This is a genomic window from Enterobacter sp. MALB-1 (assembly GCF_041021625.1).
GTDB classification, from domain to species: Bacteria; Pseudomonadota; Gammaproteobacteria; order Enterobacterales; family Enterobacteriaceae; genus Enterobacter; species Enterobacter oligotrophicus.
Map to the genome: position 1 here is coordinate 641,664 of NZ_JBDPJL010000001.1, position 14,357 is coordinate 656,020.

Here is a 14,357-nt window from a genome sequence, read left to right on the forward strand (position 1 = left end):
TCAGGAAGAGCGGAGTCATACCATGATTGAGTTTCCGGTTGTATTGGTTATTAACTGTGGATCGTCCTCTGTTAAGTTTTCGGTTCTGGATGCATCAAATTGCGATGCCCTGATGACGGGCATTGCAGACGGCATTAATACTGAAAACGCCTTTATTTCCGTGAACGGGGGTGAGCCGGTCAGACTGGCTCACCAGGACTACGAAGGGGCGCTGGCTGCCATCGCCCTGGAGCTGGAAAAGCGCGACCTGATGAGCAGCGTGGCCTTAATTGGCCATCGTATTGCTCACGGCGGTGAGCTTTTCAGCGAGTCGACCCTGATCACTGAAGAGGTTATTGAACAGATCCGCCAGGTTTCCCCTCTGGCCCCGCTGCATAACTACGCCAATCTGAATGGCGTGGAAGCGGCAGCGCATTTGTTCCCCGGCGTACAGCAGGTGGCAGTGTTCGACACCAGCTTCCACCAGACGCTGCCGCCGCAGGCGTATCTTTACGGCTTACCATACCGCTATTTCGAAGAGCTGGGCGTGCGTCGCTACGGCTTCCACGGCACCTCTCACCGCTACGTGGCTGGTCAGGCGCATACGCTTCTCGGGCTGTCCCCCGATGATAGCGGGCTGGTCATCGCCCATCTTGGCAACGGCGCATCCATCTGTGCGGTACGTAACGGTGAAAGCGTTGATACCTCTATGGGAATGACGCCACTGGAAGGGCTGGTGATGGGCACGCGCTGTGGCGATGTCGATTTTGGCGCGATGGCGTGGATTGCTCAGCAGACCGGCCAGTCGTTCGAGGATCTGGAGCGCGTGGTCAATAAAGAGTCCGGCCTGCTTGGCCTTTCCGGAATTTCATCCGATCTCCGCACTCTGGAAAAAGCCTGGCACGAGGGTAATCAGCGCGCGCAACTGGCGATTAACACGTTTGTACACCGTATCGCGCGGCATATCGCCGGTCACGCCGCATCGCTGCACCGCCTGGATGGTGTGGTGTTTACCGGTGGTATCGGCGAAAACTCAAAACTGATCCGCGCACTGGTGGTTGAGCGCCTCAAGGTCTTTGGTATCAGCCTCGACGACGCCAAAAACGCTCTGCCGGGTAGTGCGGGCGAGCGCGTGATCTCCACCGAGTCGTCCCGCGTGGCCTGCGCGGTTGTCCCTACCAATGAAGAAAAAATGATCGCGCTGGATGCCCTCCGTCTTGGAAAGGTCATTCCGGCTGCGGCTTACGCCTGATAAAGCGAGAATCAAATGAAAGTAACAATCGATACAGGCGTCGCGCCCTACAGCGACGCATGGGCCGGGTTTCGCGGTGAAGAATGGAAAGACGCCGTTAACGTGCGCGATTTTATTCAGCATAACTACACCCCTTATGAAGGCGATGAGGCTTTCCTCGCGCAGGCGACGCCTGCAACGACGGCGCTGTGGCAAAAGGTGATGGTCGGCATTCGTCAGGAGAATGCCACCCACGCGCCCGTGGACTTTGACACGAACATTGCCACCACCATCACCGCCCACGGACCGGGCTATATCGACGAAGATCTGGAAACCATCGTCGGCCTGCAAACGGATAAACCGCTCAAGCGTGCCCTGCATCCGTATGGCGGGATCAACATGATCCGCAGTTCATTCGAGGCGTATGGCCGCGAGATGGAGCCGCAGTTTGAATACCTGTTTACCGAGCTGCGAAAAACCCACAACCAGGGCGTGTTTGACGTCTACTCCCCGGAGATGATGCGCTGCCGTAAATCGGGCGTGTTGACGGGCCTGCCGGACGGCTACGGGCGTGGGCGTATCATTGGTGACTACCGCCGCGTGGCGCTGTATGGCATCAGCTATCTGGTGCGTGAACGTGAGCTGCAGTTCGCCGATCTTCAGGGAAAACTGGAGCGTGGTGAAGATCTGGAGGCCACGATCCGCCTGCGTGAAGAGCTGGCGGAACATAAGCGCGCGCTGCTGCAGATCCAGCAGATGGCGGCGAACTATGGCTTTGATATCTCACGTCCGGCGATAACGGCCCAGGAAGCGGTGCAGTGGGTGTACTTTGCTTATCTGGCGGCGGTGAAATCCCAGAACGGCGGGGCGATGTCGCTGGGGCGCACGGCATCGTTCCTGGATATCTACATTGAACGCGATATGCAGGCCGGGCGGCTGGATGAGGTTCAGGCACAGGAGCTGATCGACCACTTCATTATGAAGATCCGCATGGTGCGCTTCCTGCGTACCCCGGAGTTCGACACGCTCTTCTCCGGCGATCCGATCTGGGCGACCGAAGTGATCGGCGGGATGGGGCTGGATGGCCGCACGCTGGTGACGAAGAACAGCTTCCGCTACCTGCATACGCTCCACACCATGGGACCCGCGCCGGAGCCAAACCTGACGATCCTCTGGTCCGAACAACTGCCGATTGCGTTCAAGAAATACGCCGCGCAGGTGTCGATCGTTACCTCGTCGCTGCAGTATGAGAACGACGATCTGATGCGTGCGGATTTCAACAGCGACGATTATGCCATTGCCTGCTGCGTCAGCCCGATGGTGATCGGCAAGCAGATGCAGTTCTTTGGCGCGCGCGCCAACCTCGCGAAAACGCTGCTCTATGCAATCAATGGCGGGGTGGATGAGAAGCTGAAGATCCAGGTCGGCCCGAAAACCGAGCCGCTGCTGGATGACGTGCTGGACTACGACACCGTGATGGCGAGCCTCGATCACTTTATGGACTGGCTGGCGGTGCAGTACATCAGCGCGCTGAATCTCATTCACTACATGCATGATAAGTACAGCTACGAAGCCTCGCTGATGGCGCTGCATGACCGCGACGTTTACCGCACGATGGCCTGCGGCATCGCCGGACTGTCGGTGGCGGCGGATTCCCTGTCAGCGATTAAATATGCGACGGTAAAACCGGTGCGCGACCATACCGGTCTGGCGGTCGATTTTGTCATCGAAGGGGACTACCCGCAGTACGGCAACAACGACGATCGCGTGGACAGCATCGCCTGCGACCTGGTCGAGCGCTTTATGAAGAAAATTCAGGCGCTGCCAACCTACCGCAACGCGGTGCCGACCCAGTCGATCCTGACCATCACCTCAAACGTGGTGTACGGCCAGAAGACCGGGAACACGCCGGATGGACGCCGCGGCGGCACGCCGTTTGCCCCAGGCGCGAACCCGATGCACGGGCGCGACAGAAAAGGGGCAGTGGCCTCGTTAACCTCGGTCGCCAAGCTGCCGTTCACCTACGCGAAAGACGGTATCTCTTATACCTTCTCCATCGTGCCGCAGGCGCTTGGGAAAGATGAGGGGGTGCGTAAAACTAACCTCGTGGGGCTGCTGGACGGTTACTTCCACCACGAAGCGGCTATCGAAGGCGGGCAGCACCTGAACGTCAACGTCATGAACCGGGAAATGCTGCTGGATGCGATTGAGCATCCGGAGAATTATCCGAACCTGACGATCCGCGTTTCAGGGTATGCGGTGCGGTTTAATGCCCTGACGCGTGAGCAGCAGCAGGACGTGATTTCGAGGACGTTTACGCAGGCGATGTAAATCAGCACGATTATTATCCCCCTCGTCATGAGGGGGACTTTCATTTCTTGATCACCATCACTTTTAGAAAAACTCCGCAATATTCTCCGTTAAAGAAGTAAATTTTCCTCCTGAAACAGAAAATCCTTATAAACATTGTGACTTTTTTCTCTCCCTCTCCGGATATGATCTTTCCACACCAATAACAAACACCTGCAACGCTCTGGCTCATTATCGCTGGTGGTCAGAACCTCATAAAAATAACTGTTTACCCTACAAACTAAGCGAGTGCCTTTTTATGGATACGGCAACAAACAGCAGTGTGATTGTGAATGATTCCCCTGCGGCAAGGCGGGCGGGAATGAGTGAAAGCGAATGGCGAGAGGCGATTAAATTCGACAGTACCGATACGGGCTGGGTGATTATGAGTATCGGGATGGCTATCGGCGCGGGGATTGTTTTTCTCCCGGTGCAGGTGGGATTAATGGGTCTGTGGGTCTTTTTACTTTCGTCGATTATTGGTTATCCGGCCATGTACCTCTTCCAGCGATTGTTTATTAATACGCTGGCGGAATCGCCGGAATGCAAAGACTACCCGAGCGTGATAAGCGGTTATTTAGGTAAAAACTGGGGCATTTTATTAGGCGCACTCTATTTCGTGATGCTGGTCATCTGGATGTTTGTGTATTCCACGGCCATCACCAACGACAGCGCCTCTTATTTACACACGTTTGGCGTGACCGACGGGTTACTCTCGGAAAATCCGTTCTACGGTTTATTCCTCATCTGCATTCTGGTGGCGATCTCTTCACGCGGCGAAAAGCTGCTGTTTAAAGTCTCCAGCCTGATGGTGCTCACTAAGTTATTTGTGGTCGCAGCACTGGGATTGTCGATGATTGGCCTCTGGCATTTAGCCAACGTGGGCATGCTGCCACCGATGGGGCTGCTGATTAAAAACGCCATTATTACGCTGCCGTTTACCTTAACCTCGATCCTCTTTATTCAGACGCTAAGTCCGATGGTGATTTCCTATCGCTCACGGGAAAAGTCCGTTGAGGTGGCGCGTCATAAAGCGCTGCGGGCAATGAATATTGCCTTTGGCATTCTGTTTGTGACGGTCTTTTTCTACGCCGTCTCTTTCACCCTGGCGATGGGGCACGATGAAGCGGTTAAAGCCTACGAGCAGAATATCTCTGCCCTGGCTATCGCGGCGCAATTTATCAGCGGCGACGGCGCAGGCTGGGTCAAAATCGTCAGCGTGATCCTCAATATTTTCGCGGTCATGACTGCGTTCTTTGGCGTCTATCTTGGTTTCCGCGAGGCGACTCAGGGCATCGTGATGAACATCCTGCGCCGCAAAATACCAGCGGAGAAGATTAATGAAAACACGGTGCAGCGAGGCATCATGTTTTTCGCCATTCTGCTGGCCTGGAGCGCCATTGTTTTAAACGCACCGGTGCTGAGCTTTACCTCTATTTGCAGCCCGATATTCGGCATGGTCGGCTGCTTAATTCCGGCGTGGCTGGTCTACAAAGTCCCTGCGCTGCACAAATATAAAGGCGTGTCGCTGGTGATCATTGTCATCACCGGGCTGCTGCTTTGTGTTTCTCCTTTCCTCGCGTTCTCCTGAGGGCAAATAAGGTCGTAACGATGTCTGAGCAAACTAATTCTTTATGGAACCATTTTATTCGCGCGGTGCAGGAAGAAGTTAAACCTGCCCTGGGATGTACGGAACCCGTCTCACTGGCGCTGGCGTGTGCGATTGCGGCTGAGCAACTGGGCGGTGAGATCACGCAGATTGAGGCGTGGGTGTCACCGAACCTGATGAAAAACGGTCTTGGTGTGACAGTGCCTGGCACCGGAATGGTCGGGCTACCGATTGCGGCGGCACTGGGGGCCATTGGCGGTAATGCGCACGCCGGGCTGGAGGTGTTAAAAGACGCAACCCCCGATGCGCTGGCCCGCGCAAAAGCGATGCTGAATGCCGGAAAAGTGCAGGTGAAGTTGCAGGAACCGTGCGATGAAATCCTCTATTCGCGCGCCTGTGTTTACGCTGGCGACACCTCGGCAATGGTGACCATTGCCGGTGGGCATACGCGCGTCGTGGAGGTGGTTTGTCAGGGCGAAACGCGCTTTACGCTGGACTCTCAACAGCGTCAGGTCACCGACGATCCGCTGGCGGTGCTCTCAAACACCACGCTGTCGCAGATCCTTGAGTTTGTGGAGCAGGTGCCGTTCGAGGCGATCCGCTTTATCCTGGATGCCGGGCGGCTCAACGATGCGCTCTCCCGCGAAGGGTTAAGCGGAAAGTGGGGGCTGCACATTGGTGCGACGCTGCATAAACAGCGCTCGCGCGGATGGATGGCGCAGGATGTCGGCTCCGACATTGTGATCCGCACCAGCGCGGCTTCAGACGCACGTATGGGCGGCGCGACGCTTCCGGCGATGAGCAACTCAGGTTCCGGGAATCAGGGGATCACCGCCACCATGCCGGTGGTTGTCGTTGCCGAACATATTCAGGCTGATGATGAAAAACGGGCGCGGGCGCTGATGCTCTCGCATCTGTCAGCGATCTACATCCATCACCAGCTTCCGCGTTTGTCGGCGTTATGTGCAGCGACAACTGCTGGAATGGGGGCCGCGGCAGGGATGGCGTGGCTGATGGGCGGAAGTTACCAGACGATCGCGATGGCTATCAGCAGCATGATCGGTGATGTCAGCGGGATGATCTGCGACGGCGCTTCTAATAGCTGCGCAATGAAGGTTTCGACCAGCGTCGGGAGTGCCTGGAAAGCGGTGATGATGGCGCTGGATGATTCCGCCGTCACGGGCAACGAAGGGATTGTTGCGCACGATCTGGAGCAATCTATTTCGAACCTGTGCGCACTGGCGTGCCGCTCGATGCAGGAAACGGACCGGCAGATTATTGAGATTATGGCGAATAAGGTGTCGTGAGTCGTTCCTCGCCCCTCTCCCCTTTGGGGAGAGGGGCGAGGGTGAGGGGGCTACACCGGCAAATCAATCAACAGCGCGCGCAGCGGTGTATCCGCCACCAGGGTGATATTCGCTTCATCACGAATAAACGCCCCGTCACCGCAGGTGAGCGCTTCTTTCTCTTCCGTGTGCGTCACTGCATGCACCGTGCCGTGGATCGACTGCAAATAGGCGCGTGGCCCGTGAAGCTGGAAGCTCGCCTGCTCGCCTTTTTTCAGCTCAATATGGTGCAGCCATACCTGCTGGCGCAGTTGCAGACTACCGTTGCTGCCGTCCGGCGAAGCAATTAACTGTTGTTTTTCACCGTTCAAATCCAGTTTCTGCAGCAGCGGATTTTCCCGCTCCGGGCAGGCATCCAGCCATAGCTGCATGCGGGTCAGCGTTTTGTCTTTGCTAAGGTTATGCTCGCTGTAGCTCATACCGGGCTGCGTGGAAATTAACAACGCTTCGCCAGCCTTTGCCTGGACATGATTGCCCTCGCTATCGCGGTATTCTGCCTCGCCTTCCAGGATCAGGTTCAGGATATCGACTTTCGGGTATGTGCGCGGCTGGAAGGCGCTGCCTGGGGCGAGCACTTCCTGATTTAATACGCGCAGTGAAGCATAACCGAGGAGTTTCGGGTCAAAGTAGTGTCCAAAGGAAAAGGTGTAGCGGGCCTGCAGCCAACCGAAATCGGCTTGTCCGCACTGTTTAGCTGTTCTTGTCGTAATCATAAACTTGACCTCTCTTTACACTAAAACAATGGTAAAGGTATGGACGCTGCATTGTTAGCCAGATATTCTGCCCGGTATGTTCAAATTTCCTGAATGAGAACGAGATGGCTAAAGAGAGAGCATTGACGCTTGAGGCGCTGCGCGTCATGGACGCGATTGACCGGCGCGGCAGCTTTGCCGCAGCGGCAGATGAACTGGGGCGCGTTCCGTCTGCGCTGAGCTACACCATGCAGAAGCTGGAAGAGGAGCTGGACGTGGTGCTCTTTGACCGCTCCGGTCATCGAACAAAATTCACTAACGTTGGCCGAATGCTGCTGGAGCGCGGTCGTGTGCTGCTGGAAGCAGCGGATAAGCTGACGACAGACGCCGAAGCACTGGCGCGCGGCTGGGAAACCCATCTGACGCTGGTTACCGAAGCGCTGGTGCCTACCGAGGCACTGTTCCCGCTGGTGGACAGACTGGCGGATAAAGCTAACACCCAGTTGTCGATTATTACCGAGGTGCTGGCAGGCGCGTGGGAGCGTCTGGAGACGGGCAGGGCGGATATCGTGATTGCCCCGGACATGCACTTCCGATCCTCATCTGAAATCAACTCCCGCAAGCTCTACAGCGTGATGAACGTTTACGTGGCTGCCCCGGATCATCCGATCCACCAGGAGCCAGAGCCGCTCTCAGAAGTGACGCGCGTGAAGTATCGTGGCGTGGCAGTGGCCGACACCGCGCGCGAGCGTCCGGTGTTAACGGTGCAGTTGCTGGATAAACAGCCGCGTCTGACCGTCACGTCTCTTGAAGATAAACGTCAGGCGTTGCTGGCCGGTCTGGGCGTGGCGACGATGCCGTATCCGTTTGTTGAAAAAGACATTGCCGAAGGGCGGCTGCGCGTTGTCAGCCCGGAATACACCAGTGAAGTGGATATCATTATGGCGTGGCGGCGCGACAGTATGGGGGAAGCCAAGTCGTGGTGTTTGCGCGAAATACCAAAGCTCTTTGCCCACCACAATAAATAAATGTGCAGGCCCGGAGCGCTGTGCGCCACCGGGCTTTTTTTATGCGCTGACTTTCGGGTCTGGACCGAAGCGGTTTTCACCCGGCGTGCCATTCTGGCAGTTGAAGATCAAAATCACGATCCAACCTACCACCGGAATCAACAGCAACAGTAACCACCATGCTGAACGATCGGTGTCGTGCAGGCGTCTGAACTGTACTGCCCAGGACGGCAGCAGAATAAATATGCCATAAATTGATGTGAGAATGCCTTCCCCGCCGGCCTGCTGCCAGCCGAGAATTTTATCAACGATGCCCAGCACCACGAGAAGAATGAAGTTCACCAGAGCGAACATCCAGTACTCTTTGCGGCGGGCGCGGCCACCAAATCCAATGTAGTTGCGCAGTACGTTTAAATACCAGTCCATTTTCCTTGCCTCATTAATCAGTCAATCACTTGTTTTTTAAGCGATCGAGGTAAGGATAGATGGAGATTGTGAATTAAAAAAGGGCATCTATTGATGCCCTTAATATTTATCCAAAACGGACGTCGCGACCGTGTGGTTCATCCAGATCCTGCCACGGGCCAATGGAGATAATGCCCGTCGGGTTGATGGTTTTATGGCTGCGGAAATAGTGGGTGCGAATGTGGTCAAAATTGACCGTTTCAGCAATGCCCGGCATCTGGTAGATGTCACGCAGAAAACCATACAGGTTGAGGTAGTCGCTAATGCGATGCTTATCGCACTTAAAGTGGGTGACATAGACCGGATCAAAACGTACCAGCGTCGTCCACAGGCGGATGTCAGCTTCGGTCAGGCGGTCGCCCGTCAGATAGCGGTGCTGACCGAGGATCTGCTCCAGACGCTCCAGGGATTCAAATACTTTCCCGACCGCTTCGTCATAGGCTTCCTGGCTGGTGGCAAAACCGGCTTTGTAGACACCGTTGTTTACGTTGTCGTAAATCCAGCTGTTCAGCTCGTCGATTTTCTCACGCAATTCAACCGGATAATAATCCCCGGCGCGGGCACCGTGAGCATCAAACGCCGTGTTAAACATGCGAATGATTTCGGCGGATTCATTACTGACGATGGTCTGGTTTTTCTTGTCCCACAGCACGGGTACGGTAACGCGTCCGGTGTAGTGCGGATCGGCACGCAGATAAAGCTGGTAGAGGAAGTCGTGGTGGTAAAGGTCATCGCCGGTCGCAGCAGGGAAGTCACTGTTAAACGTCCAGCCGTTTTCCAGCATCAGCGGGTTTACCACCGAGACCGGAATGAACGATTCCAGTCCTTTAAGTTTACGTACAATCAGCGTGCGGTGTGCCCACGGACAGGCGAGGGAAACATAAAGGTGATAACGGTCTTTCTCCGCCGCAAAGCCACCTTCGCCACTCGGGCCGGGCGTACCGTCGGCGGTCAGCCAGTTACGGAAGGCCGACGCTGAGCGCTTGAAGCGTCCGCCGGTGGATTTGGTGTCATACCAGACATCCTGCCAGACACCATCTACGAGTTGTCCCATTTTGTTCTCCTCCGTCAGATAAGCAAAAGCGAGGAGAGATCTCCTCGCTTTGTGTTCATTAATTATAGCCTGCTTACCACTTCTTATTCAGAAGGCGGTCAATGCTGTAGGCACCTGGCCCGGTGATAGCCAGCAGCAGGAAGCCGCCTGCGATGGTCAGGTTTTTCATGAACATCAGGGAGTTCACACCTTCCGCAAAGTTACTGTGGAAGATAAACGCCGTCAGCAGGGTGAAGCCTGCGGTAAACAGTGCTGTGGTGCGGGTCAGGAAGCCGAACAGTACCGCCAGGCCGCCGCCGAACTCCAGCAGAATGGTCAGTGGCAGCAGGAAGCCCGGTACGCCCATCGCCTCCATATATTGCTGAGTTCCCGCATAACCGGTGATTTTGCCCCAGCCTGCTGTAATAAACAGAATCGGCATCAGAATGCGCGCGACCAGTACACCAACATCTTCTAATTTTTTCATTTCTCTCTCCAGGAAACCACAACAGCGGCTGAACTTTAAATATGTGCAAATTCGGGTAGATACCGCGGCTTTGCTATCGATGGAGAGGAGTGTAAACGTGACGGATGGCAATTGTTAGCAAGGAAAACTGTCAATCTTTTTCAAAGATATTGAGCAAATGGGCGTGCGGGCTGGTGCCCTCACCCCATCCCTCTCCCACAGGGAGAGAGCGCAAAAACAAAAAACGGTAACCAGGGTTACCGTTTTGCTTTTACCTCGAAGCCGCCACCCGGCGAGAAGGCTACCTCAGCTGCTGCTGCCGCAACGTCGCTTTCACCAGACGCCAGGCGCTCCAGGCACCAAAGCCACGGCGAGCCCAGCGGATCAGCATATTAGGATGGCGGACTGTCCAGATTGCCATCACGCTGCTGCCAACCAGCGCCCACGAACGCAGGCTCAGGAAGGTATTCCAGCCACGATCGAACCGATGCGTCGCCTCGATCCAGTCGCGACGGCTGGCAGAAAGATCCAGCCGCTGCTGCTGGATCTGGCTTAGCAGGTACGCTTTTCGCTTCTGACGTTCGGCTTTGTCGCTCACGGCTTGTCATCCTCCAGCAGAGCGCGATCGTTAGCTAGCTCCTGGCGCGTATGGCGCAGGAAGGTGGATTTTCGCGCTTTACGCAGTGTCCAGATACCGCCAATCAATGCTGCAACAAGCAGAACAACGGTAGTGGCAATCATCGCATTAAGCCGATACTGCGGGTCGATAGCCCAGATGATTAATACCATCAGGCTCATCAAACCAAATGCGGCGAAGAGCATGGTAAGCCCAAGCATCAGTAGCATCTGGAAGAGATTGGCTTTCTCCTCTTCCAGTTCAACCACTGCCAGCCGGACGCGCGTTTCGGCAATCCCGACCAGCGTGGTTAAAATACGCTGGCCGATGCCGAGGACGTTTTTAGCAGGCCCTTGTGCGTGACGAGGATCTTCCATAATTAACGACGCGTCAGCAGAACACCCAGTACCACACCTACGGCGGCACCGATACCAACGCCCGTCCATGGATTATCACGGACATATTCGTCAGCGCGCGCCGCCGCTTCGCGAGTCTGTTTCGCCAGCGCATCGCCGGTTTCACCCAGGCGGTAACGGCTCTCTTTCAGCGCCTGCTCCGCTTTACTGCGCAGCTTGCTGACTTCTTCTTTTGACTTGTCGGCAGAGGAGTTCAGCACCTCTTCCAGGGTATCGGCCAGGGATTTCAGTTCAGCGCGCAGATGTTCAGACGTCGTATCTTTTGACATGATTCTCTCCTGTTGAGATTTCCGTTAACTCAATAATCGCGAGCTTCCAGCGCTTTCAGGTCGTCCTGCGCTTCTTTCAGCTTTCTCTCGCGCTTGGCAATTTTATCCGCATCCCCTTTCTCTTTCGCTTCCTGCAGGTCTTGACGGCGCTCAGCTATCTCGTCCTTTTGTTCAGCGATTTTTTTCTGGTGATCGGCACGCAACTTGCTGTCCGTGCAATTGGCTTTCACTTCGCTCAACGCTTTTTTCAGACCGTCGATCCGGTTCTGATTGTTGTGCTTTTCGGCAAAACTGATCTCGCGTTGAATTTCCTGTTCTTTCTCCTGACAGAGAGAATTGGCGAAGGAAGCTGTGCTTAAAGAAAAAAGGGCCAGAGCCAGAGTGATGCGGTATTTCATTATAGAAACCTTCCATTGTGTTGCGGCGTACACCGCTATCCAGAAACATGCGGAGAACATTGAGGGGTGCTCCGCGTACTTAAGCATAGTAAGTAAACGGGATATTCACCAAAGTAAGTGAAAAGATTCGGAATCCTGGAAGTTATCCGAAGCGATGCGACGTGTCGCGTAGCAGTGATAACCAGGACGCCGTGTGGCTATCGTCATCCTGTTGAGCAATGATATAACCCTGTGGCAGCGTTCTGTCGAGAACGGCTTTTGCCGCTGCGCTTTGTGCACTGGAGTCAAATTTAATCAGTAGCACATCATCCTGCGGAGTTATGCTCTTGAAACGAATTCCGTTGGCATCCAGGTGATGCCAGACAGAAAAACCGTCCGGCACGCTGGCACCCTGGTTCACCGAACGAATCGCCAGCGTAGATTCCTGACGCTGCAACGCGGCCCACGCCAGGAGCATGACGCTGAACATCATCAGCGCGATCATGGCGTATGAGAAGCGGCGCAGAGAGAGCGGGGTCATTGCCATCGTTAGCCCCTGGCTCCGTATTTCTTTTTCCACAGCACAACCAGCGAACCGATCAGGCCAAACACCAGCAGCACGACCGGCAGCAGCATCAGGCAGGACATTAACTGGTCTTCATATTTCATAAACACTGGCGTTTTGCCGAGCGCGTAGCCCAGGGTGGTGAGGATCAGCACCCACAGCAGGCCGCTCATCCAGTTGAAAAACTGAAAGCGTGTGCTGCTCAGCCCGGACAAGCCCGCGATGGTCGGCAGCAGGGTGCGCACAAAAGCGATAAAGCGGCCAATCAGCAGCGCTGACAAACCATGCTTATGGAAAAGATGGTGCGCGCGCTGGTGATAATGCGCTGGCAGGTGGGAAAGCCAGTTTTGCACAATCCGCGTGTTGCCAAGCCATCGTCCCTGGATATAGCTCACCCAGCAGCCGAGACTGGCGGCAATGGTTAACAGCAAAATGGTTTGCGGAAATGCCATCGCCCCTTTGGCACACAAAACGCCGACCAGCACCAGCAGGCTGTCGCCCGGTAAAAAGGCGGCAGGAAGCAATCCATTCTCAAGAAACAGGATCATAAACAAGACGAAATAGAGCATGCCAATCATGGACGGGTTGGCCAGCGTTTCAAAGTCCTGAGCCCATAAGGCATTCAGTAGTTGGGTCAAAAGTTCCATTCAGTGTTCCTGGAAATCGGTTAACGTCACGCCTGTTATCCGGGAAAAACAGCACGGCGACATTGTTATGATTTCATTATGATCGCTCGCGGACACATTGAGATGTGGCCAACACTGTTCCCTGTTAATTGGCTGGTTAGCAAGCACTAACTTACAAAATAGCGAAGTGAATCCAATTGTAACAAAGCCCAACGTTCTGCGTCACAGAATTTGCAGGGGAGAGATGATTTTGGCGTAAGCCCTGGAAGGGAGCGAGGGGATTTACAAAGGCTGACACTATATATGTTTTGCTTACCCATTACTGGCAGAAGGCGCAACGAAGCGCCTGCCAGAGAAAAGGAACGCTATTTTGCGAGACTGGACGCGGTATCAAGATGAACGACAGGATTGTCAGCAAAAAGATAGCGGTCAGCATTGAATTCGAAGTCGTCACTGGTTTCGTTAAACAGCATCTGCTTGGTGTTCTCAAGGTGCTGCCACATCGCCAGTTTCGCTGCATGCGGATCTTTACGAATCAGTGCCTTAAGGATCTGATCATGGTCGTCGCACCAGTTATCGACGGTGCGTGAATCGATATGGTCATGCAGTTTCTTCCAGTACGGGTTGTGAACGCGCTGAGTCCACATTTTTTCAACAATTGCCGCCAGTGCTGTATTTTGGGTTGCCAGAGCCACCTGAACGTGAAACTGCAGATCCCACTCTGAATCGCGGAAACATTTTTCCTTACGCGCTTTCTCCTGGATCTCCATCAGTTTCATGATGTCCTGTTTGGTCACCTGCGTTGCCGCGAACTCCGCAATGTTGCTTTCGATCAACTGACGAGCCTGGAGCAGCTCAAACGGACCGTAGCTGGCGAACTCCAGGCTTTCATCCGGTGCCGGGGAGTGTTTTGCCTGACTGGATATCACGTGTATACCAGAACCCTTACGCACCTCAACATAGCCTTCCACTTCCAGCATGATGATCGCTTCGCGCACCACGGTGCGGCTTACACTCTTTTCATCAGCAATAAAGCGTTCAGCGGGGAGTTTGTCACCGACAAGATAGACCCCTTGCTCGATGCGATCTTTCAGTTCGGCAGCAAGTTGTTGATATAAACGACGTGATTCGGTGATTTCCATATGCGCTCCAGGCAGGGTACGGCGGATTATTTGTTATACCACTTTTGTGCGCCAGTCTCCAGATTTTGCCATGAAAAAAGCCGCCCGGCGGCGGCTTTTGTGCAGATTTTGCCGGGTGGCGTTACGCTTACCCGGCCTGGGTTTTATTGGGTTTTGTAGGCCGGGTCAG

The 14,357-nt window shown here is 54.8% G+C and carries 16 protein-coding genes; 5 read left to right on the forward strand and 11 right to left on the reverse strand.

Going from position 1 to position 14,357, the window contains the following annotated elements; translation table 11 throughout:
- The first annotated feature begins 22 nt into the window (after positions 1 to 22).
- From tdcD to ABGB15_RS03135, 4 genes are all read left to right on the forward strand, one after another.
- The gene (gene tdcD, locus ABGB15_RS03120) at positions 23 to 1,231 is read left to right on the forward strand and encodes a propionate kinase (protein ID WP_215722453.1); all 1,209 of its coding nucleotides are present in this window, start codon (positions 23 to 25) and stop codon (positions 1,229 to 1,231) included.
- Between the two features lie 15 nt (positions 1,232 to 1,246).
- On the forward strand, positions 1,247 to 3,541 hold the full coding sequence (pflB, locus tag ABGB15_RS03125) for a formate C-acetyltransferase (protein WP_152082362.1): 2,295 nt from the start codon (positions 1,247 to 1,249) through the stop codon (positions 3,539 to 3,541).
- 277 nt (positions 3,542 to 3,818) lie between these two features.
- Positions 3,819 to 5,150 (forward strand): amino acid permease, encoded by a 1,332-nt coding sequence (locus tag ABGB15_RS03130; RefSeq protein ID WP_215722454.1) that lies wholly within the window; start codon positions 3,819 to 3,821, stop codon positions 5,148 to 5,150.
- Between the two features lie 20 nt (positions 5,151 to 5,170).
- Positions 5,171 to 6,475 carry a serine dehydratase subunit alpha family protein gene (locus ABGB15_RS03135; RefSeq protein WP_215722455.1) on the forward strand — a complete coding sequence of 435 codons (1,305 nt, stop codon included), beginning with the start codon at positions 5,171 to 5,173 and terminating at the stop codon, positions 6,473 to 6,475.
- A 50-nt stretch (positions 6,476 to 6,525) separates the two neighbouring features.
- Here the strand turns inward: ABGB15_RS03135 and ABGB15_RS03140 are convergent, their stop codons facing one another.
- Positions 6,526 to 7,227, reverse strand: coding sequence for a pirin family protein (locus ABGB15_RS03140; protein ID WP_152082359.1), 702 nt, complete (start codon positions 7,225 to 7,227; stop codon positions 6,526 to 6,528).
- 104 nt (positions 7,228 to 7,331) lie between these two features.
- Between ABGB15_RS03140 and yhaJ the strand changes: the two genes are divergently transcribed.
- Positions 7,332 to 8,234, forward strand: coding sequence for a DNA-binding transcriptional regulator YhaJ (gene yhaJ, locus ABGB15_RS03145; RefSeq protein ID WP_152082358.1), 903 nt, complete (start codon positions 7,332 to 7,334; stop codon positions 8,232 to 8,234).
- Between the two features lie 39 nt (positions 8,235 to 8,273).
- Here yhaJ and ABGB15_RS03150 read toward each other — a convergent pair whose 3' ends face one another.
- The 10 genes from ABGB15_RS03150 to exuR form a co-directional block, all read right to left on the reverse strand.
- The gene (locus ABGB15_RS03150) at positions 8,274 to 8,639 is read right to left on the reverse strand and encodes a DUF805 domain-containing protein (protein WP_215722456.1); all 366 of its coding nucleotides are present in this window, start codon (positions 8,637 to 8,639) and stop codon (positions 8,274 to 8,276) included.
- 106 nt (positions 8,640 to 8,745) lie between these two features.
- The gene (locus ABGB15_RS03155) at positions 8,746 to 9,732 is read right to left on the reverse strand and encodes a glutathione S-transferase family protein (protein ID WP_152082356.1); all 987 of its coding nucleotides are present in this window, start codon (positions 9,730 to 9,732) and stop codon (positions 8,746 to 8,748) included.
- A gap of 73 nt (positions 9,733 to 9,805) precedes the next feature.
- Positions 9,806 to 10,198, reverse strand: coding sequence for a DoxX family protein (locus ABGB15_RS03160; protein ID WP_003862651.1), 393 nt, complete (start codon positions 10,196 to 10,198; stop codon positions 9,806 to 9,808).
- A gap of 280 nt (positions 10,199 to 10,478) precedes the next feature.
- Positions 10,479 to 10,775 carry a YqjK-like family protein gene (locus ABGB15_RS03165; RefSeq protein ID WP_152082354.1) on the reverse strand — a complete coding sequence of 99 codons (297 nt, stop codon included), beginning with the start codon at positions 10,773 to 10,775 and terminating at the stop codon, positions 10,479 to 10,481.
- Positions 10,772 to 11,170 (reverse strand): phage holin family protein, encoded by a 399-nt coding sequence (locus ABGB15_RS03170; RefSeq protein ID WP_152082353.1) that lies wholly within the window; start codon positions 11,168 to 11,170, stop codon positions 10,772 to 10,774. The genes ABGB15_RS03165 and ABGB15_RS03170 overlap by 4 nt, the downstream gene beginning before the upstream one ends.
- A gap of 2 nt (positions 11,171 to 11,172) precedes the next feature.
- A complete protein-coding gene (locus ABGB15_RS03175; protein WP_008503141.1) occupies positions 11,173 to 11,478 on the reverse strand; it encodes a YqjD family protein in 306 nt (101 codons plus the stop codon).
- Between the two features lie 29 nt (positions 11,479 to 11,507).
- Positions 11,508 to 11,876, reverse strand: coding sequence for a DUF1090 domain-containing protein (locus ABGB15_RS03180; protein ID WP_152082352.1), 369 nt, complete (start codon positions 11,874 to 11,876; stop codon positions 11,508 to 11,510).
- 142 nt (positions 11,877 to 12,018) lie between these two features.
- Positions 12,019 to 12,402, reverse strand: a complete 384-nt coding sequence (mzrA, locus tag ABGB15_RS03185) for an EnvZ/OmpR regulon moderator MzrA (RefSeq protein ID WP_152082351.1) — start codon at positions 12,400 to 12,402, stop codon at positions 12,019 to 12,021.
- Positions 12,403 to 12,404: 2 nt separating this feature from the next.
- Positions 12,405 to 13,067 carry a DedA family general envelope maintenance protein YqjA gene (yqjA, locus tag ABGB15_RS03190; RefSeq protein ID WP_152082350.1) on the reverse strand — a complete coding sequence of 221 codons (663 nt, stop codon included), beginning with the start codon at positions 13,065 to 13,067 and terminating at the stop codon, positions 12,405 to 12,407.
- A gap of 344 nt (positions 13,068 to 13,411) precedes the next feature.
- The gene (exuR, locus tag ABGB15_RS03195) at positions 13,412 to 14,188 is read right to left on the reverse strand and encodes a transcriptional regulator ExuR (RefSeq protein ID WP_152082349.1); all 777 of its coding nucleotides are present in this window, start codon (positions 14,186 to 14,188) and stop codon (positions 13,412 to 13,414) included.
- Between the last annotated feature and the right edge of the window lie 169 nt (positions 14,189 to 14,357).

Excerpts from the sequence above, each read along its gene's own strand:
- tdcD (WP_215722453.1), top strand. The coding sequence starts at position 23 with ATGATTGAGTTTCCGGTTGTATTGGTTATTAACTGTGGATCGTCCTCT.
- pflB (WP_152082362.1), top strand. The coding sequence starts at position 1,247 with ATGAAAGTAACAATCGATACAGGCGTCGCGCCCTACAGCGACGCATGG.
- ABGB15_RS03130 (WP_215722454.1), top strand. The coding sequence starts at position 3,819 with ATGGATACGGCAACAAACAGCAGTGTGATTGTGAATGATTCCCCTGCG.
- ABGB15_RS03135 (WP_215722455.1), top strand. The coding sequence starts at position 5,171 with ATGTCTGAGCAAACTAATTCTTTATGGAACCATTTTATTCGCGCGGTG.
- ABGB15_RS03140 (WP_152082359.1), bottom strand. The coding sequence starts at position 7,227 with ATGATTACGACAAGAACAGCTAAACAGTGCGGACAAGCCGATTTCGGT.
- yhaJ (WP_152082358.1), top strand. The coding sequence starts at position 7,332 with ATGGCTAAAGAGAGAGCATTGACGCTTGAGGCGCTGCGCGTCATGGAC.
- ABGB15_RS03150 (WP_215722456.1), bottom strand. The coding sequence starts at position 8,639 with ATGGACTGGTATTTAAACGTACTGCGCAACTACATTGGATTTGGTGGC.
- ABGB15_RS03155 (WP_152082356.1), bottom strand. The coding sequence starts at position 9,732 with ATGGGACAACTCGTAGATGGTGTCTGGCAGGATGTCTGGTATGACACC.
- ABGB15_RS03160 (WP_003862651.1), bottom strand. The coding sequence starts at position 10,198 with ATGAAAAAATTAGAAGATGTTGGTGTACTGGTCGCGCGCATTCTGATG.
- ABGB15_RS03170 (WP_152082353.1), bottom strand. The coding sequence starts at position 11,170 with ATGGAAGATCCTCGTCACGCACAAGGGCCTGCTAAAAACGTCCTCGGC.
- ABGB15_RS03175 (WP_008503141.1), bottom strand. The coding sequence starts at position 11,478 with ATGTCAAAAGATACGACGTCTGAACATCTGCGCGCTGAACTGAAATCC.
- ABGB15_RS03180 (WP_152082352.1), bottom strand. The coding sequence starts at position 11,876 with ATGAAATACCGCATCACTCTGGCTCTGGCCCTTTTTTCTTTAAGCACA.
- mzrA (WP_152082351.1), bottom strand. The coding sequence starts at position 12,402 with ATGGCAATGACCCCGCTCTCTCTGCGCCGCTTCTCATACGCCATGATC.
- yqjA (WP_152082350.1), bottom strand. The coding sequence starts at position 13,067 with ATGGAACTTTTGACCCAACTACTGAATGCCTTATGGGCTCAGGACTTT.
- exuR (WP_152082349.1), bottom strand. The coding sequence starts at position 14,188 with ATGGAAATCACCGAATCACGTCGTTTATATCAACAACTTGCTGCCGAA.